Genomic DNA, 19,138 nt, shown 5'->3' on the forward strand with positions numbered 1-19,138 from the left:
TAAAAAAATTATCGGATATATATGGCTAAACTCAAAATTTAGAGAAGTGTTTTATGCTAATCAAGCTCATTGAGTAAAAAAAGTAGTTCGCTAAGCATCATAGCAGTAGCCCCCCAAATAGTTTTTCCTCTAATTTGAAAGGATGGTGCCTCTAGTACTCGCCCATCATAGATTTTTATATCTTTTACATCATAATTTTCGGGAGCTTGTAATGCATTGACACTCACTTCTGTGATATCTTCTACTTCTAGTGGGTCAGGTAAATAAGAGGGTTGGTTCTCAATCATAGCTAAGATTGGAGAGACGGTAATATTACTTGGCGGTATATACAACTTAGACAATTCTCCTAACACAAACTTACGATCTACTTTCACCCCAATTTCTTCATGAGTCTCGCGTAAGGCAGTTGCTATTAGGTCTGTATCCTGCGGTTCATGTTTACCACCTGGCAGCGCCATCTGCCCACTATGCACTCCATCATATATAGGTCGCTGTATTAACGGCATCCATAATTGATTGTCCTGAACGAAAAGTAAAATAAGTACAGCAGCCCGCCTGGTATGCCTGGGTGGAGTAAGCCTTGCATTTTTATGCATATGCGTAGACATCTTAAGATGGGCCTCCCAGCCAGGCAGGCTCCGGGCTATCCTTTCTGTTAATAACTTTTTTATAGAATCAATTTCCATATTCAGCATTCAGAATTATATAAAAAGCTATATTTAATTTGTCTACTTTAAGGCGTACAGCAGTTAGTGTATTTATAGCTTTTCCGTTTATGTATTTTATTTATATGGTTTTGAGCGCCGCACATTGACAATAAATATTACTCTCCGCTTACCAATTGTCAAGTGTTTGCAAAGGTTACTTCTCGGATAGAATTCGGTTTTGTAATAAACAAACCCGGGAATCAGGTTTATCAATTTTCATTTTGCTAGGCTAATAACCATTTAAGAATCGCTCTTTATATTAAAATGATAATAATTTTAATTTAACTTATAACAAAGTTTTGTTTGTTTCATTAGACTAAAAGAATCACTACTTTTCAACAGCTTACATTGTGATAAATGCACATTAATCTGCATTAATATTTTTAACAACCGTCCATGCCATCTTTTACTAATTACAACAAGAAAATATCACTCAGAGTTAATTATAAAAAAATTATCAATATAGAGTTGATCATTGTCGCTTCTTTGCTTCTGCTAAATTTGATTCAGCAATTTCTCATCTATCAGGGCATACTTCCGAAGCTTATCACTTTCATTGATTTAAATGAGGAAAATAATTTCCCATCATTTTTTTCAGGTATGAATCTGATTTTTACAGGCTTAATTGTACTATTAATCAGCCTTTGTAACGATAAAAAAAACAAGTTTTATAAACACTGGTTCTTCATCTCATTTCTTTTTTTCTTTCTGGGTACTGATGAACTGGCAAGTATTCATGAAAGAGTCGGAAGATATACTTCCATTTTTCTTGGTGTAGAGAATACTATTGGTGGGTTTATTTGGGTTCTTCCATTTTCCATCTTTCTCCTTATCCTTGCATATTTTTATCTCCCCTTTTTGCTTCACCTTCCTTATAAATATAAAAAATTGCTGATTATTGCTAGTATCGTATTTGTTGGTGGAGGAATGGTAATGGAAAGTATCGGTTCAACTTTAGTGGGGGTAAGTGATTATTATCCACTTGAGTATATCATTGAAGAAACAATGGAGATGCTCGGAGTAATTATTTTTTTGTATGCTTTTTTTAAATATCTAAAAAATGAAGTGGGCAATTTCAACTTGTCATTTTTCTTCAATGATTCAGAAACTGCTAATCAATAATCAGTATTGTAGCATTTTTCAGTTAATCGTTCTAAAAAAAAACTGCTAATAATTGTGAATAATTAGCAGTGAGATGGTAACGAAATCTAGATTTTATTAATTTTTTACTCTACCTCTTCAATTACCAGATTATGATTTGTATAAATACATATATCTGCAGCAATGTGAAGGGCATCAGTGACAATCTCTTTGGCAGATAGTTGTGGGGCATGCTTTTTCATAGCCATTGCCGCAGATTGAGCATACATACTTCCTGAACCGATGGCAGCAATTCCATTGTCAGGTTCAAGAACATCTCCGTTTCCAGAAATGACTAAAATTTCATCCTGATCACAAACGATCATCATGGCTTCCAGACGGCGGAGATAGCGATCGGTGCGCCAGTCTTTGGCAAGTTCTATCGCTGCTCTTTTCATATTTCCGCTATACGCTCCTAACTTCTCATCAAATCGGCCAATCAGGGTAAATGCGTCAGCAGTAGAGCCAGCAAATCCTGTAATGATTTTACCTTCCTGAAGCTTCCTGATTTTCTTTACATTTCCTTTGGCAACAGTATTTCCCATTGTAGCCTGTCCGTCTGCTCCTATCGCTACTTTTCCGTTGTGAATAACTGCGAGGACTGTAGTTGATTTTACTTTTGGCATCATAAAATGTTTTTTTAAAAAAGGCTCAACACATATGTATCAAGCCTTTTTAAGCAATATTAATTTATATCAAAATCCGGATAGGATCTTCCATATAAGATTTAAAAGTTTGAAGGAAAGCGGCCCCAATGGCACCATCTACAGCACGGTGATCACAAGAGAGCGTAACTTTCATGACATTGCCCGGAACGATCTGCCCGTCTTTTACTACCGGAGTCTCTTTGATACCTCCCACTGCCATGATACAGGCATCCGGTGGATTAACGATAGCAGTAAATTCTTCTATGCCAAACATGCCCAGATTGGAAATAGTGAAAGTACTGCCTTCCCAATCTTTAGGTTGTAATTGTTTGTTTTTAGCTTTGTTAGCAAGATCTTTTACTTCAGCAGATATATGTGAAATGGTTTTGTTATCCGCAAAACGAACCACGGGAACCAGAAGTCCTTCATCTACTGCTACAGCAATACCAATATTGATATGTTGATTGAAACGCATCTTATCTCCTCTCCATGAAACATTCACTTTAGGATGCTGACGCAGCGCAGCAGCTACTGCTTTTACTACTATGTCATTAAAAGATATTTTTACCTGAGCAATCTCATTCATACTCTTACGCGCAGCAATTGCTTTTTCCATGTTAATCTCCATGGTAAGGTAAAAATGAGGCGCAGTAAATTTGCTTTCAGCCAATCTGCGCGCGATGGTTTTACGCATTTGAGATACGTTTACCTCTTCATAGCGTTCCTCTCCTACTATTTCAGGAAGCTTAACCGGAGCGGCTTGTTTGGCTGTATCTTTTTGGGCAGCGGCGGGTTGGTCGGCTGCTGGAGCAGCAGAAGGCTTATAGCTCTCTATATCTTTTTTGACGATTCTTCCATTCTCTCCTGAACCAGCTATCTTAGAAATATCGAAACCCTTATCAGCTGCCATTTTACGTGCTAAGGGAGATGCTTTTACACGTCCACTATCAGAAGTTGAAGCACTGCTCTCTTCAGCATGAGTCGGCGTATAGGCAGGAGCATTTTTTTCCTCAGCCTCACTTTTATCCTGACCGTTGGAAGCACTACTTTCTGCTTCGCTTTTGGGCTCTTCACCGCCTTTTTTCTTAGACTTTCTAGCTTTTAATAGTTTTTCATAATCTGCCCCTTCCTCACCTATTACTGCAATTACACCATCTATCTCAACCGATCCACCTTCCTCTACGCCTACATAAAGAAGGGTTCCATCTTCATAAGACTCAAGTTCCATAGTAGCCTTGTCAGTTTCCACTTCAGCCAGTATGTCTCCGGATTCAACTTTGTCACCTACTTTCTTTAGCCAGGAAGCGATTACACCTTCTGTCATCGTATCACTCATCTTAGGCATGGTGACAACAGTAGCATTAACATCCGAAGCATCCACTGATTCTTCAGCTTCTTCTTTACTTTCATCATCTGCTTGATCAGACTCATCATCGTCTTCAGATGCAGTAGATTCTCCGCTTTCAATTTGCTTTAACAGGCTGTCGATATTTTCTCCTTCTTCCCCAATTATTGCTATAACTCCATCTACCGGTACAGCTTCGTTTTCTTTTACTCCGATATAAAGCAAGGTTCCGTCTTCAAATGACTCAAGCTCCATTGTTGCTTTATCGGTTTCTACTTCAGCGAGTATATCGCCAGACTCGACTTTATCGCCTACTTTTTTCTGCCAAGACGCGATCACACCCTCTTCCATGGTGTCGCTCATCTTGGGCATTCTGATAATTTCTGCCATAGATTTAGTTAGGAATATTTATTTGCCTAAAGTTATTTTGTTCAAAGCACACTGCAATATGCAAAAAACGAAGCCAAATTACAGATGATAATAAACTATATCAATGAGAAAAAGCCTTATTTGTTTATTAAATAGCTAATATACAGTGATGTGATGCTTTTTAAAAAAGTTAGGCCGGGACTTCTACTAAGCTAATTATCAAGTACTTTGATCAAGGTTGAAAATTCTGTAGTGCTGCTAATATCACATTTACAATAAACGACAGTTGTGGGCTCCTTGATTTGAAATGAAGGTGAATACCAGCCCAATATAGGATCAGTACTTCCTTTCACAATTTCTACAGACATTACTTCGGGTATATTGAGTTCTACTGTTCGTGCATTTTTATGCTTTAACAAAACCTGATGCGTGCCTTTTTTTTCAATTTCTACTGATGGATGCAAATGCAAAGGCATTTCAACGATATGAGATTTTTTATTTTTAACCACTAGCTCATCAGTAATTTCCAGTTCTTCTACATCCTTGTTAAGCTGCAGTTTTCTTTTATGTACCACGCCCATTTTTTTATAGCCATCATGGCTTGCATTTACCATATCAATATGGGCATTACTTTCCTGGGCAAGCACTTTTGTTTGATAATGATTCAGCCACATGGTAGGTCCTGCACTCATTGCCTGATCCACCTGATCTATACGAATTGTATTATGGGCCAGAGCACTCAAAAAATACTTGCGCCATTCTGCTTCTGTATGGTAAGTATAAGTACCTGAATCAGTGATAATAGGATAACCATCTACATGCAGTACAAAAGATAAGGCATCTGAATGTCCGTGAGCTGCAATGGAGAGAAACCCCAGAGGAGCCGCATCAAAATGAACAAAAACCTCTTTATTTTCTTTTCTCTCTTGCTTTCGTAGGATAAAATGCCCTTCTGAAATATAAAATTTTGAATTGCTGTTTACAGAAATTGGTGAAATTTGTTCGTACTTCTTTCTACCTTCTTCTCCTAAAAGAATAGCATTTTTAGTATCAAAATCATTATCCTGACACTTCCATTGCGGTTTATCAAATAGAATCACTCCTGAGGTGAGGATAGACTTGAAATTGTCAAAATTAGGAGCAGCATCCAGGATTACTACTTTCCCATCGTCCTCATCCCCATAGTAAACTAAATTCCCTCTAAGGTCCATCATTTGGAAAATATACTCGCAGATGCTTTCTAAGCGTTCACGATATCTTTCTGAGAAAGAAAAACCACAACGCTCGCCAACTACATAGGGTATTAGGAAAAAATCTGTAATGAACTGTATATACTCAGCGGCTTCTTCTTTGTTTACGCCATTTTTAGAATGCTGCAATATTATTTCCTGTTCCAGGCCTACCTGGGCATGAGCTCTCCATTTATCCGATTCTTCAAAAATCCAGAAACATGAAGCGATGAATAGACCGGCATGTTCACTTATCAGATGATTATTGGCCGACGAATACTTGGAAGGATTTTGGAAACTGTATCGCATATGCAGATATATGCAGGGTAACCATTCATCTTCTACAAAGCTTTTAAAGTCAGAGTTTTTTTCTACTAGTTGATTTACATCCAATATTTCCCAGCAAAAGAACCATACAATCAATCGGATATTGACCTCAATATTGCTATACCAGTTTACTCCTTTAAGGTAGGGATTTGACGCTATCCAGGATTTGGTAAGGTCAAGAAATTGTTGAAGATACTTTTCCTCTTTGCTTTCTCTATATTGTAAGGCAATAAGCGTAAGAAACTGCAGACGGTTGACTTCCCAGACATGTTTAGCGCTTCCAAATTCTTCAGTTCTTATGTTAATATCCTTAGAAAAGGACATGGGAAATCTTTTTCCCGATGAAATGTCAAGATGCCAGTCTATAGAAGTATCATAGGGAAAGTGCTGTCCAAAAATTTCAATTTCCTGCTTATCATTTTTTATTTCAACTTTATGGATTGGTAAAACTCTTTCGGGTAATTGGAGAAGATTTTTTTGTGTCGGTAATCTTTCTGAAGGCTGTTTTTTTTCTTTCTTCTTTTGGTAGAATTGCTGTGCACGAAAAACAACTTCTGGTAAAGACATTGTACGAAGCCGGTAGTAGTACCAAGAAAGTGACATATAAATTTTGTTAGCTTAAGTTATTTGAATGGCTAAAAATTCGTAAATGTTAACTTGAATAGCGCTTTATTTACACTATCCTTTGATATATTAAAAATAATGAATCTCTTATGGTTTTTTCTGCAAACAACTAAAGTTAATTATTGATTAGCTTTTCATACAATTGAATATATGATTCGGTCATTTTTTCTAAACTGAAGTGCTCCAGGATTCTTTGCTTACTGGCATCTCCCATTTCAGACCTAAGCGTTTCATTATCAATCAACAGTTCAATTTTTTCTACCAACTCATCTACAGCAAATGGCGTGATGACAAAACCAGTTTGCTGATCATCTACAATTTCAGAAGTACCTCCTCCTTTAGTGGCTATCACGGGTTTGTTTAAAACCATATACTCCAGAATAGCATTAGAAATTCCTTCGCCATGGACCATATCATTGGTAGTGAGAACGCCGATGTCAAAAAGATTAATAATGGATTCTACTTTTGACTGTCTGCCCGTAAAAATAATTCTATCCTTTTGATTATCAAGCACCATTTTTTGCATACTATCAAGGTTCTTTCCATCTCCAATGGCTAAAAATGTAATATCATCTCGTTTCTCAACAATTTTGAGGGCAGCTTTGATGTAGGTTGCATAATCTTTACGATCTTCAAACTTACCTACCATTCCCACTACATATTGGGTTTGTATAGAGAACTTTTTACGGATTTCATCTTTAGGAAGCAATCTTCCTATTCTCTTTAAATCAAAACCATTATGAAAGGCATAGCTTCTGGAAGGCGGTGCATTATAGGCTTTTAACCCAGCCTTTGAATTTCCTACTATCGCATGTGAAAAAGGAAAAGTAATTTTTTTTCTGATCATGGCCTGATCAAACAAACTTTTGTTTTTAGGGGCATCAGCTATGGTAGCATTTACAAATTTGATATTTAGCAGCCTTACAATTGGGGTAACGTACACTGAAGCCATAGTAGCCCAGCTTTGAACAATATCCGGATCAGACTTTTTTATTATATCGTATATCTTTTTGAATATACTGACGTCTTTTTTGTAACTACGTTTTAAAAAATGAATTGGAATGCCCAGTTCATAGAGTTCTTCATATTGCACTACATCGGAAAGTACGATTAACTCACACTCTATATTTCTTTTGACCAAGCCTTTTAAGAGTTCTATTAACCTTCTTTCTTTGCCACCTGTATGAAAAGAATCCGTAATTGTTAAAATTTTCATGAATTTTGCAGAGTAATTTTATGATAGACAAAAGTAGAAAAATACAATTTTATTACATAACAATAAATAATTAAATTTTACTACATTTTATACTATAAAATTTCAATTTAAACTTAATATTATTAAATTTGTCTCAAATTATTATTATCAATATCAAGTAAGTTAATATATGGCATCTTACTTTTATATATATATAGTTTCAAGTGTAATTCTAGTGTTTTACTTTATTAGAAAAGCAAAACCAGAATATCCCATTCTTACATTTCTAATTTGTCTTTGGATATTTAATGGTGATGTGGCTAATATGGAAGGGTTAAAAGTGAGTGTTGGTGGAGCATTTGACCTTCAGCCATTAAGAGTTTTATTCTTATTTTCAGTAGCTTTTCTAATCATTGACCCTTTCATTAAACAATACAAAAAAAGATCTAACCATACCGAATTTCGTGTACAACCGAGATATGAAGCCTATCTTATTGCATTTACGATTGTTTCTGCAATTTCGTTTATTATTTATACTGCTTCAAATCCTGCCAAGCTTTTTGTAGCACTTACAACAGTCTCCAGTTTTTTAGTAATTTATTTTGCTGTAAAAAGAGGGGCAGATGAAGGGATGAAAAAGGTTGTGAAAAACTCTTTAGTTAGCGTTGCAGTGATTTCTTGTTTAATCGCTGTGTATCAATTAGTAGGAGACCAATCATTTTTTAGAGTAAATCCAGACTATGGAAGAACTGCGTTTGGAGGATTACTAAGATCTACTGGTGTATTTAGAGATGATTATATCCACTCATATGTAGTGTTTACAGCATTGGTCTGGGTTTCATTTACAGATTTCTATGGCATAAAAAAAAGAATTTTAGGTGGTATATTTTTGGTAGGAATTCTAGTAGCATTTATGCGTATGGGTTATGTAGTTACAGCCTTCTTTGTAGCTCATGCAATAATTTATGCCAGTAATGTTAATCTTAAATTGAAAGTACTGGTGATTACATTTTCAGTTATCATTAGCGTCTTTGCTCTTTTTCTGGTTTTAAGTAGTGGAGTGATGGAGTCTTCAGTCGCGCAAGAGAGAATGATGGATGAAGGTACTATGGAATTAAGGTATGAACTGTATCAGAAGGGTTTAGAAGTAAGTTTTAGTGATATCAATGGACTTATTTTTGGTTATGGAGGTACCGAAAGCCCAACCTATTATAAAGCTATGTATGATGTTACAGGAAATCAATCCTGGGCTTTAGGAGAAAGAGGGGGGTGGCATAATTTATTTTTAGAAGTATTATTTTTTAATGGGTTACCTGCATTAATTTTTTTATGTCTCTTTTTATATTCAATTACTCAATATTATCTACGCCTGAATAAAATTACTGAGCATGAAGAATATTATATCCCTTTCTATCTCGTAGTAGGCTATCTTATAGCAAATCTAACATTAGGTTTGGGACTGGAAACAAACTTTGGGATTATTATTGCAATCTCATCAGCTATAATGCTAAAAAAGAGAGAAAGTCAGATTAAAATAGAAAGCTCATATGCCAGCAAAAACTACGCTTGAGAAAGCTTGGAAGAAAGTAAACTCAAAATCTGGCCGTCAGATTTTCTCACTTTTAGGCTCAAATGTTTTGGTAATTGTTTTAGGTGTGGTGGTAAGTATAATCAACACCAGATTACTGGGTCCAGAAGCTTATGGTGATTATAAATTTATTCAATCTCTTTGGGGGTTTATATTAATATTACTTACTGGTGGGGCATTCAATACTGCTGGAAGACTAGTAGCATTAAATGAATATCAAGGCAGGAAAAAAGAGTTATTAGGCGGTATATTTACTGTATCTGGGGCTACCTGCTTTCTTTTCATGATAGTTGTTCTTGTGGCCTCCTACATTCAAGAAAACATCTACGATAATGGATTGGGTGAAACCATCAGATTACTTTTGCCAGTGGTGTTCTTTTTTCCCTTTAAGGAAATTCTGGAACGTATATTAGAAGGTGATAATAGAATCTATGATTTATCGGCTTACAGGCTATCCCAAAAAATTCTCTACATAATCCCTACTTTCTTAATTGGGTATTTTTCTACACTCACCTTGGAGTTATCTCTTCTTATTCATCTTTTGGCAATCGCAATTTTTTTACCCTATGTCTATATAAGCATGAAGCCTAAGTTCAAGAACTTGAAGAAAAGCTTTATGGTAATCAAAGAGGAAAATGCAAAACATGGATTTCCTATATATATAGGTTCCCTTGCAAGCAATGGAAGTCAACATTTAAGCGCATTTACAATCAGTTACTTCCTAGATAATGTGAGTGTAGGGTACTTTGCACTTTCAAACACAATTGCAACTCCCCTAATGATGATTCCTCAAACTATTGGAACAACATCATTTAAAAAGTTCGCAAATTCTAAGAGTATACCTGTTAAAACTGTACTAGCTACTATAGCAGTTTCAATAATAGCTTTGGTTGCTTTTAACATTATAGTGAAATATGTAATTCTATTTGTTTACTCAGATGAATACCTTCCTGTTTTACCATATGTTCGTTTGGTCTCATTATCATATGTAATTCAAGGATTTTGTTTTTTCATAAATAGATTTTTGAGTTCTCATGGAAGAGGTAAGGAGCTCAGAAATGCATCATTCGTGAGAGGAGGAATAAATATTCTGGGTTTTATTGTACTCGTCAAATACTTTGGAATTGATGGCGCTTGTATAACATTGATCATCTCAAATGCTGTTTATTTAACCACTCTTTATTTTCAATATAAAAGGTATATAAGAAGCTAATAATTTATGGCAAAATTGGTATATATAGTTTCTACTGGGCATTCGGGATCTACCCTATTAGATTTACTTATTGGGTCTATTCCTGGTGTTTTTTCTACTGGTGAGATAAGAAGACTCCCATGGCAACTTGCACATAAAAACTTATCAGAGAAATCAGTGGACAATCAAAACATCTGCAGTTGCCTCAAACCCTTCGATAAGTGTGAAGTTTGGACACATGTAGTTGAAGAGTTAAGTAAAGATGCAGGTTGTAATATTATGGATCATCCTGATAAGTTTCCCATTAGTATGTTGATTGGGCACGAGGCCACTTATAAGATGACAGTTAAAGATTATGCATACAATGGCTTATACAAAAAAAGCCTTATTCATTCCAATTTACATTGGTTAGCTAATATAATATACAAAACTCAACTCGAGAGAATAAAAAATAATTGGAAACTTTTTGAATCCATTGAAAAAGTAACAGGTGATCAATTTATAGTGGATTCAAGCAAAGATATAGCTCGCTTCCCTTTTCTTCATACCTATAGACCTGATGATACCTATCTTATTGTAAATAAAAGGGACTCACTCCGTTTTGCTAATTCATATATTAAAAGAGGACTCTCTCCAAAAAACAGTCTAAAAGCTAGATATGGTTTTTACAAGACTGTTTATAAGATAATAAATAATAATCCTAGTATTAAATATATGGATGTTTTATATGAAGATTTATGCGAAAACCCTTCTTTACTGAGAAAAAAGATTGCTGATTTCCTTGGTATAAAACTTTCTTCATTGGAATATAATATTAATACAAAAGATTATCATTTAGTTGAGGGTAATCCAATGCGATACAAAGGAGAACTGAACATCCGAATTGATAATAATTGGAAAAAGAGTCTTAGTAATGATGAGTTTAAAACTATTACGCAATTATCTGAAAAGTATAACATATAAACTTTCATGATTTTTTTCATTAGATTTTACAAACAATGAGAATAAAAATAGTTTTAAAACAACCCTATCCTATAGGTTTTGCTTCAACAAATCGGGTTCACCTTTATGCCAAAGGGATGGTAGAAGCTGGCCACAGTGTAGATATATACATACCTGTACCTCCCTCAGAAAATAGTTACTTAGAAAATGTGAAGGTAAAGGGTGAGTATCAAGGCATTAATTATTTATATACCTCTAATCGTACACAGAGAAGTAAGAGTTTCTTTGGAAGAAGGCTACACGACATTTGGGGAGTAGTTAATGCTGGCATTCAATTATTTAGAGACAAAAAAAATAGTCATGCTTTAATTCTTATCAGTACAGAACCTTTTCATATACTTTTTTTCAGGTTTGTAGCAAATATTTCCAAATTAGTTTATCTGACAGAATGCAACGAATATCCATTCGTATTTAACAAAAGCGGCTCAATAAGAAGTAGCCGCTGGTTTCAAAAGTTTTACATTAAAAGACTTATTTCATTGTATGATGGATTGATTGTGATCTCAAACAATCTGAAGTATTTTTATGAACAGCAAATAGGACACAAAGTTTCTTACAAACTAATACCAGTACTTGTTGATTGTCAGGAATTTACAAGTGTACCAGCCAATAAAGAACACTTTATTGCCTATGCTGGGAACCTTTCGCAAGATAAAGATGGATTATATACTCAGCTCGAGGCTTTTGCTCAAGCTAGTAAAAAGTTTCCTGAACTAAAGTTTTATATTATAGGTAAAGCGCAGAGGCCACAAACTAAGGAGAAAGCTGACGAAATCATTAAAGAATTAAAAATTCAGGATAAAGTTATTTTTACGGGCTTTATAAGTCGGAAAGAATTGGTTACTATTTTCAGAAATGCTAGTGCTCTTATGTTATATAAGCCAGACAGCATTCAGGCTGAGTATTGCTTTCCCAGTAAAACTGCTGAATATCTTGCTTCTGGTTCCCCGGTAGTTACCACTTCCACTGGTGAATTAAAAAACTATTTGAGGCATGAAGTCTCTGCTTTATTATCTGATCCAAATGACAAGGAGGCACTTGCTAATAATTTAATCAAAGCGTTATCAGATGTCAATCTGGCAAAAAGAATCAGTAAAAATGGATTTGAAATAGCTTTAAATGAATTTGATTATCAATTACAATCTCAAAAAATTATTGAATTTATCAGTGAACTTCGTTCAAAAAAATTTCCGAGGCCCTCAAAAAAGAAACTTCTCAATAGCATCTGAACGATTCATTTGATTTTGCTGAAAATACATAAAAAGCGGTAAGTTTAAATTTACCGCTTTCCTAAACTTCTTAAAATTTATTGTTTTACAACTCTTCTGCTGTCTATATGCTCACCATTTTGATAGATACTTAAAATATAAATACCAGGCTTGTTAACCACATATGTATCAAGCTTTAGTATCTGGTATCCTTCATTTAGAGTAAATGTTTTTTGAATCACAGAGCTTCCAGTAATGTCAGATAGGCTTATTTCATATTTAGAATCTATACTTGAGCTAAGCTCTATGCTTATGTATTCATCAAAAGGCACAGGATAAACACTTAATATTTCATCCCTGTATTCTTCAATAGAAAGTTCATTTTCCAAAGACTCATTGGGTATTGCATTGTCTTTTACCACATTACTAAGCCTTGCGTTACTAGGGTTGTTGACAAATAATACATTAGCAGGGATCAATCGCTTTGAAATTCCCGGACCGCTATATCTTACTTCTAATATTTGGCCTGATACATTTTCAAAGAAGTCAACTTCTATCACATGATATCCTGAACTAAGGGAAATAGAACCAGAACGCTCGCGAGGTCCATGTGTACCATCATTATCTACGACCTTTGAACCATTGATATACAATTCGCTACCATCATCTGAATTGGTGTAGAAAGTATAATTCCCAGCATTTTCTATCTTTATATAACCTTCAAAAGCAAAGCCAAAGTGTTCTCCTCTCTCTCGGGGGGCAAGCGTAAAATTAGAAACTATTCCTGTTTTACGGGCTTGCATATTGTCATAATTAGGAATATTAGACCAGCTGCCTTCGTAATATTTATAGTTAACTCCATTGGCAACATCATCACCTGGTTCTGGACTAGGTGATGGACTTGGAGAACTTTCGCCTTCTCTATATAAAACATTGGAAGGGATCAATCGCTTTGAAATTCCCGGACCACTATACCTGACCTCCAATACCTGGCCTCTTGTTCTTTCAAAGAATAAGACTTCTATGGCATGATAGCCTGAAGAAAGGGAAACAGAGCCAGAACGCTCACGAGGTCCATGTAAACCATCATTATCTACGATTTTAGATCCATTGATATACAATTCGCTTCCATCGTCTGAGTTAGTATAGAAGGTATAGCTGCCGCTATTTTCTACCTTTATAAAACCTTTATATCTAAAGCCAAAGTTTTCTTCTCTATCTCTGGGATTAAGAGAGAAATTAGAAACATTACCTGTTTTGCGGGCCTGTATATTATCAAAGTTAGGAATACTTGACCAGCCACCTTCAAAGTACTCATAGTTTAATCCATTGGCTACATCATCTTCTGGTTCTGGATCTGGAGCAGGTGATTCGCTACCTGCCTCTCTAAATAAAACATTAGAAGGGATTAAACGCTTTGAAATACCCGGTCCACTATACCTAACATCTAATACCTGACCAGCTGTTCTTTCAAAAAACATAACCTCAATAGTGTGGTACCCAGAGGATAAATTTACAGAACCTGACCTTTCTCTTGGTGCATGTATTCCATCATTATCAACGACCTTTGATCCATTGATATACAACTCACTTCCGTCATCGGAGGTAGTATAAAATGTATAACTTCCACTATTTTCTATTTTAATAAACCCTTTAAATAAAAAGCCAAAGTTCTCTTCTCTATTTCGTGGAGCTAATGAGAAATTTGATACGATTCCTGTCTTACGGGCCTGCATATTATCAAAATTAGGAATGCTTGACCAGCTACCTTCAAAGTACTCATAGTTTAATCCATTGGCAACATCATCTCCTGGTTCAGGATCTGGAGTAGGATCTCCACTACTTGAACTGTTTACTGTGATTGTGACTTCATCAGAGCCGCTTTGCCCCTTATTATCTTCCACAGATAGTCTAAACTTATAAATACCCTCAGAAAAGTTGGTAAGTGTGAGTTTATTATAACCATCTTCATTCATACTTACGTTGGGCCCAGATGTTTTACTCCAGTCGTAAGATGAGATACTACCATCATCTTGTACATTAGCCTCAATAACTATCTGGTTGAGGGGTAAAGTATATGTTTTGTCAGAACCTAAGCTAACTGTAGGAGGATTGTCAGAGGTAGATGAAGAACTTCCAAATTGATAAGCACCAATATCAGGCCTTCCTGAGACAGACACTCCCGCGATGCCTTCAGTAAAACCTGAAATACTCGTACCATTATCAATAGCAGGAGAACTTGATTTTAATTTATAGTTGTCAGAATTATGATCTGCAAATACCTCTGAAGCTGAGGCTCTTACATCCCCACTACTATTGTAGCGACTTTCACTTGTTCCTGAGATCAGCAAATTATTTGAAGCTCTAATAGATGTGTTTACATTAAGATCTCCATTTCTTCCCCACAATATATTATTTCTTAATGAAATTCCATTTGTGTTCCCAATATACACAGCCTGTTTTTCAAGACTTAGTGCAGTATTATTGTAAATATCGATGTCTGTGCTTGATGAAGGGATTGATATAGCTTCACCTTTTACATCATAAATTAAATTACCATAAATTTTAATTTTGTCTCCACCATTAGTAGTGATACCAACCTGAAGACTTGAAGAGGAATGTCTAAGATTATATACCTTATTGTAGCGAACTACTACATCTTCACTGGTTACCCTACCCGCGCCTGCTTTGATACCATTTCCTGCGACAATAGAACCTGAGGGAAGTGTGGAAATATCATTATACTCAACTATTATGTCTATCCCACCAAAAAGATCAATACCATCATCTCTCCATCTTGTAATCTTATTATTTCTAATTACCAGACCGTTAAAGTCTCCGTATCTCGCAACTATACCATCATCAGAAGCATTAGAAACAGTATTATTTTCAACTATACCTCCTACTCTCATACCTCCATGCCCATATATACATTGAAAAAAACCTGACACTTCATTTCCAATAACTTTTGTAGCACTACTCATTCCCCCTTCTAACAAACCAGCATAAACGATTCCACTATTACCATCATTGCCCTGGACTTTACAGTTAAGAATTTCATTTCCCACAGCATTTCCCCTAACAGCTATTCCACTTCTTCCAGAAGGAGCTATTGCATGTATATTTTCAACTTTAATATAGCTTTTTATTCTTATGTTGATTGCATAATCACCACCACTAGGTGCAATAATTGGCATATTACCTGAACCATAAGCACCAAAAGTAATCAATCTGCCGGAAGTACCACTTGTACCAGGTAGAAGTTCCTCATTCCACCTATCTCCCCTTCTAAATAATACCTGATCACCAGGTTGTAAATTGGTATCATTTACTTTTCTAATAGTTCTCCAAGCTGCTGATGAAGACCTTCCACTATTACTATCATTACCGGAAGTAGAAACATAATATGTGTTCTGAGCATAGACACTCATACACATAAACAGAAACAATACGGATAACTTAAGCTTAGTAAATACTTTTCTCATGTTTTCAATTTTGTAATTTGTGTAGTCTAGCTTGTTTGGGTCAAACTCTCAGCCACATTATTGAAGACATGAATAAATACAACTTCTAAATACAATCCAAAAAACCTTGTATTAATACAATTGTTCTTTAATTGTGAAATCCTTGAATGTTTAGAAGTTTACTAACTGATAAAACAAAATTTATTCTGGGTTTCAGCAATCAAAAAATATATATCAAAAAAAATACTTTAAAAACGCTTGGTTAGATCATTTTATAATAATGATAGTAACAGTGCTTCATTTTGAAAAAAGTGGAACTAGAATATTTTTTTCATAGGCAGTTACTCTATGATGAACATTCAGAAAAACTAGGCAAATTTATTATCTGACAAGGAGTATAAATTTAGATTATTCTGGAAAACCTATAATTGATGCTCGAGGAGATATTATAGGTTATTGGCAAGCTTTACAGAGAGTTCAATGAGATGTGCTGTTTCAATCTTTCTAAATTTTTTTCGGCAAGATGTACATACTATTATTCTAATAATTCACGAGAACAATTGCAGGTGGCTAAGTGACAGAAGTCTAATTTTGTACTTGCATGCTCGGTAACAAAAATGTATATCTGGATAATGGGTCCGATATTAATAACATGGATTGGCAAATACTTTAAGTTGTATTCAAAAGACTGTTATTTTCACACAAATAGGATATCATTGTATCAAAGGTCTCTCCTAAGCATATAAATAAGTCTAATAATGTAGTTATATCACATTCTGCATTTCTCATTTCATTTTTAAAAAGCGATTAATTTACTTTTTTAACATTTAGTTTCTTTCCACTGCTTGTGCATTAACCTTTTCTTTACAAGTGTTAATGATCAGTTTGTACTTACCCGCTTTTGATTTAATTATCTGATCTTCATTTACAATTTTGATTTCAAAAGGTATATGTCCAACTTTTGTTCTAATTTTATTTCTTAGCATTTGCTCATCTTCACAAGTATAATCTACACATGGAACAACATTTACTACAAATGAATACGGATCATTCTGTACAATTTGAGTAAATTTGACATTTTCTACACCTTTAAGAGCTCCACTCATCCTACCTATATGTGTACCATCATAAAAGGTTAATGTATCATCTTTCCTACCCTGAATACCAATTATTTCCTCCACTCTCCCGAATTGATCCTGTTTAATATTTATTATATCATCCATTTCATATCTTATGATAGGGAAACAATGATTTATTAAACCAGTAGTCAATACACAATTCTCCTTATATTCATTAATAGAATAAAGAGGGGCTTCATAATACTTTCCATCTTTTAATTCTTCCAGAGCAATAGATCTTTCAGCATTTCCGTACCAATCAAATACTCTACTACCAAAAATCTGGCTTATTTTATTTCTTTGAAATTCGTATAATGTTTCAGAAGAAGTAAATATATATGGTACCGGATATGTCCTATTAATAGACTGCAACATATTACATAAGGTCTCCATTGAACTGGGATATGCATAAATTGCATTAGGTTTAAATGACTTAATTTTTTCATAATACCATTCTGCATTTTCCTCCTTTAAACTAAAACTTGATAAAAAGAGTGTTTTAGTATATTTATCAAAGCTTTCTCTATTAACTGCATCCAGGTCCCCTCTTAGTGATATTGCACGCATACCGGGTTCATGTCCGCATAAGCTTCTTTGAGCCCAGAGATACGCATTTTCTTCTATTACAGATTCATAATCTCTATATAGTGTAAGTGGTGTACCTGATGTTCCGCTGGTATACCCTTTTGTCAGCAATGATTTATTGGTGGTTAAAAATTCTTGGTAATGTTTCCTTATATGTTCTTTCTTAAGAACAGGAAGTAAGTGTAAATCATCTATAGATAGGATCTGATTAATGTTTACTCCATGCTCATCGTAATATCTCTTGTAGAATTCAGATTGGTAATAAGCTCTACGAAATGATTTCAGAAATTTATCATTCTTTAGTTCAGCTAGTTTTAGCGAATCCATATCATGATATTCTTTGACACGTCTTAATCTGGTATTAAACAGATAATTGTATCTAAGAAGGTAGTTTGAAAAAAAGCTCATATTTTTCATATACAAAGTAAATGTTAAGCTATTGAATAATGGTAATATTGTTTATTCAATAAAAACAAAATAGTTGTGATTTATTTAACTGGATAAAAGCTAATTATTTAATTGAATTAATCAATCCTGATTGAAAGACTATAATTTGTTTATACATAGCACTGAGTATTGAGATAGTTTTCAATTTACTTATAAAAGGTTCGCAGCATTCCTCATTTCTACATAAAACTAGTAAATAAATTAAAAAAAATATAATAATATTACAATAAAATTTTAGTAAAAAGATGAATTAGTTTAAGTCAAAAAAAAATTAATATATTCATATTTATATCTTTAATTTAACTATGCAAATATTTTTTTTGACTATTCTATTAATATTTAGGGCTTTCAATTTGAAAATTTTCATATTAATGCTTTATCAATTTAATATTTTAAAATACTAACTGTATTCATAGGACTTTATAAAGGCAGTATGGGCATTGTACAATAGTTCATTAACTATATGATATTCTTACACCGTAATAATTTTTCTAAAGCAGAACTTATATCTACTGATGATCATATTTAAACGCAAGAACAGGTAATACACACTTCCCCCAAGGCCCTTAGAAATTGATTTTCTGGCAACTAACATTCTTACTGAACTTAAAAACATGCATCACTTTATAAAGAGGACAATCATGGATTAGCGTAAATACCGCTTAATGGCGCTTTGCTTGATAGTAACTCACGAAACGTCGTGTGTAACTAAATGAAAATTAATATGAAGCGTTATTTACAGAACTACAAAGTTGTTGTGGTGTTATTCAGTATATTTATTCTGTCTTCTTTTCAAAGTTTTGCTCAACCCCAGATAACAGGTGCCAGGATCATAGACAGCCGGAGTAACTATCTGGAGGTTACCTTCAGTGAGAATATTTCCGCTTCCAATGCCGAGGGCTTCCGATTAGTCGGTGGAGCTGCCCGTATTAAAAGCCTCCTCGGGGGTAG

Annotated in this window: 13 protein-coding genes; 6 read left to right on the forward strand and 7 right to left on the reverse strand. The window is 34.6% G+C overall.

What is annotated here, in order from left to right; genetic code table 11:
- Positions 1-56: 56 nt before the first annotated feature.
- Positions 57-686 (reverse strand): NUDIX hydrolase, encoded by a 630-nt coding sequence (locus WJR50_RS27175; protein ID WP_341296467.1) that lies wholly within the window; start codon positions 684-686, stop codon positions 57-59.
- A gap of 417 nt (positions 687-1,103) precedes the next feature.
- On the opposite strand from WJR50_RS27175, the gene WJR50_RS27180 reads away from it, so the two are divergent.
- Positions 1,104-1,829 (forward strand): DUF8692 domain-containing protein, encoded by a 726-nt coding sequence (locus WJR50_RS27180; RefSeq protein ID WP_341296468.1) that lies wholly within the window; start codon positions 1,104-1,106, stop codon positions 1,827-1,829.
- Positions 1,830-1,933: 104 nt separating this feature from the next.
- On the opposite strand, the gene hslV is transcribed toward WJR50_RS27180, so the two are convergent.
- The 4 genes from hslV to WJR50_RS27200 form a co-directional block, all read right to left on the reverse strand.
- Positions 1,934-2,473 carry an ATP-dependent protease subunit HslV gene (hslV, locus tag WJR50_RS27185; RefSeq protein WP_277487643.1) on the reverse strand — a complete coding sequence of 180 codons (540 nt, stop codon included), beginning with the start codon at positions 2,471-2,473 and terminating at the stop codon, positions 1,934-1,936.
- Positions 2,474-2,537: 64 nt separating this feature from the next.
- Positions 2,538-4,229, reverse strand: a complete 1,692-nt coding sequence (locus WJR50_RS27190) for a pyruvate dehydrogenase complex dihydrolipoamide acetyltransferase (protein WP_341296469.1) — start codon at positions 4,227-4,229, stop codon at positions 2,538-2,540.
- Between the two features lie 191 nt (positions 4,230-4,420).
- On the reverse strand, positions 4,421-6,367 hold the full coding sequence (locus WJR50_RS27195; protein ID WP_341296470.1) for an alginate lyase family protein: 1,947 nt from the start codon (positions 6,365-6,367) through the stop codon (positions 4,421-4,423).
- A 136-nt stretch (positions 6,368-6,503) separates the two neighbouring features.
- On the reverse strand, positions 6,504-7,604 hold the full coding sequence (locus WJR50_RS27200) for a glycosyltransferase (protein ID WP_341296471.1): 1,101 nt from the start codon (positions 7,602-7,604) through the stop codon (positions 6,504-6,506).
- A 169-nt stretch (positions 7,605-7,773) separates the two neighbouring features.
- Here WJR50_RS27200 and WJR50_RS27205 point away from each other — a divergent pair, with 169 nt between their 5' ends.
- Genes WJR50_RS27205 through WJR50_RS27220 form a run of 4 tightly spaced genes read left to right on the forward strand, consistent with a single transcriptional unit; the run spans position 7,774 to position 12,594 of the window.
- Positions 7,774-9,153 (forward strand): O-antigen ligase family protein, encoded by a 1,380-nt coding sequence (locus tag WJR50_RS27205; protein WP_341296472.1) that lies wholly within the window; start codon positions 7,774-7,776, stop codon positions 9,151-9,153.
- Positions 9,131-10,384, forward strand: a complete 1,254-nt coding sequence (locus WJR50_RS27210; RefSeq protein ID WP_341296473.1) for a lipopolysaccharide biosynthesis protein — start codon at positions 9,131-9,133, stop codon at positions 10,382-10,384. The genes WJR50_RS27205 and WJR50_RS27210 overlap by 23 nt, the downstream gene beginning before the upstream one ends.
- Before the next feature lie 6 nt (positions 10,385-10,390).
- Positions 10,391-11,326, forward strand: a complete 936-nt coding sequence (locus WJR50_RS27215) for a sulfotransferase (RefSeq protein WP_341296474.1) — start codon at positions 10,391-10,393, stop codon at positions 11,324-11,326.
- A 35-nt stretch (positions 11,327-11,361) separates the two neighbouring features.
- Complete coding sequence (locus WJR50_RS27220; RefSeq protein WP_341296475.1) at positions 11,362-12,594, forward strand: glycosyltransferase family 4 protein; 1,233 nt, start codon at positions 11,362-11,364, stop codon at positions 12,592-12,594.
- A 77-nt stretch (positions 12,595-12,671) separates the two neighbouring features.
- Here the strand turns inward: WJR50_RS27220 and WJR50_RS27225 are convergent, their stop codons facing one another.
- Complete coding sequence (locus WJR50_RS27225; RefSeq protein WP_341296476.1) at positions 12,672-16,058, reverse strand: PA14 domain-containing protein; 3,387 nt, start codon at positions 16,056-16,058, stop codon at positions 12,672-12,674.
- An 806-nt stretch (positions 16,059-16,864) separates the two neighbouring features.
- On the reverse strand, positions 16,865-18,067 hold the full coding sequence (locus WJR50_RS27230; RefSeq protein ID WP_341296477.1) for a phenylacetate--CoA ligase family protein: 1,203 nt from the start codon (positions 18,065-18,067) through the stop codon (positions 16,865-16,867).
- 844 nt (positions 18,068-18,911) lie between these two features.
- Here WJR50_RS27230 and WJR50_RS27235 point away from each other — a divergent pair.
- Positions 18,912-19,138, forward strand: a 227-nt coding sequence (locus WJR50_RS27235; RefSeq protein WP_341296478.1) for a hypothetical protein, incomplete at its 3' end; no start/stop codon positions are given.

It is taken from the genome of Catalinimonas locisalis, assembly GCF_038039535.1.
Classification (GTDB): Bacteria; Bacteroidota; Bacteroidia; order Cytophagales; family Cyclobacteriaceae; genus Catalinimonas.

Bases quoted from the DNA above. Each gene is read 5' to 3' on its own strand.
- WJR50_RS27215 (WP_341296474.1), top strand. From the start codon at position 10,391: ATGGCAAAATTGGTATATATAGTTTCTACTGGGCATTCGGGATCTACC.
- WJR50_RS27190 (WP_341296469.1), bottom strand. From the start codon at position 4,229: ATGGCAGAAATTATCAGAATGCCCAAGATGAGCGACACCATGGAAGAG.
- WJR50_RS27205 (WP_341296472.1), top strand. From the start codon at position 7,774: ATGGCATCTTACTTTTATATATATATAGTTTCAAGTGTAATTCTAGTG.
- WJR50_RS27195 (WP_341296470.1), bottom strand. From the start codon at position 6,367: ATGTCACTTTCTTGGTACTACTACCGGCTTCGTACAATGTCTTTACCA.
- hslV (WP_277487643.1), bottom strand. From the start codon at position 2,473: ATGCCAAAAGTAAAATCAACTACAGTCCTCGCAGTTATTCACAACGGA.
- WJR50_RS27225 (WP_341296476.1), bottom strand. From the start codon at position 16,058: ATGAGAAAAGTATTTACTAAGCTTAAGTTATCCGTATTGTTTCTGTTT.
- WJR50_RS27180 (WP_341296468.1), top strand. From the start codon at position 1,104: ATGCCATCTTTTACTAATTACAACAAGAAAATATCACTCAGAGTTAAT.
- WJR50_RS27210 (WP_341296473.1), top strand. From the start codon at position 9,131: ATGCCAGCAAAAACTACGCTTGAGAAAGCTTGGAAGAAAGTAAACTCA.
- WJR50_RS27220 (WP_341296475.1), top strand. From the start codon at position 11,362: ATGAGAATAAAAATAGTTTTAAAACAACCCTATCCTATAGGTTTTGCT.
- WJR50_RS27230 (WP_341296477.1), bottom strand. From the start codon at position 18,067: ATGGATTCGCTAAAACTAGCTGAACTAAAGAATGATAAATTTCTGAAA.
- WJR50_RS27200 (WP_341296471.1), bottom strand. From the start codon at position 7,604: ATGAAAATTTTAACAATTACGGATTCTTTTCATACAGGTGGCAAAGAA.
- WJR50_RS27175 (WP_341296467.1), bottom strand. From the start codon at position 686: ATGGAAATTGATTCTATAAAAAAGTTATTAACAGAAAGGATAGCCCGG.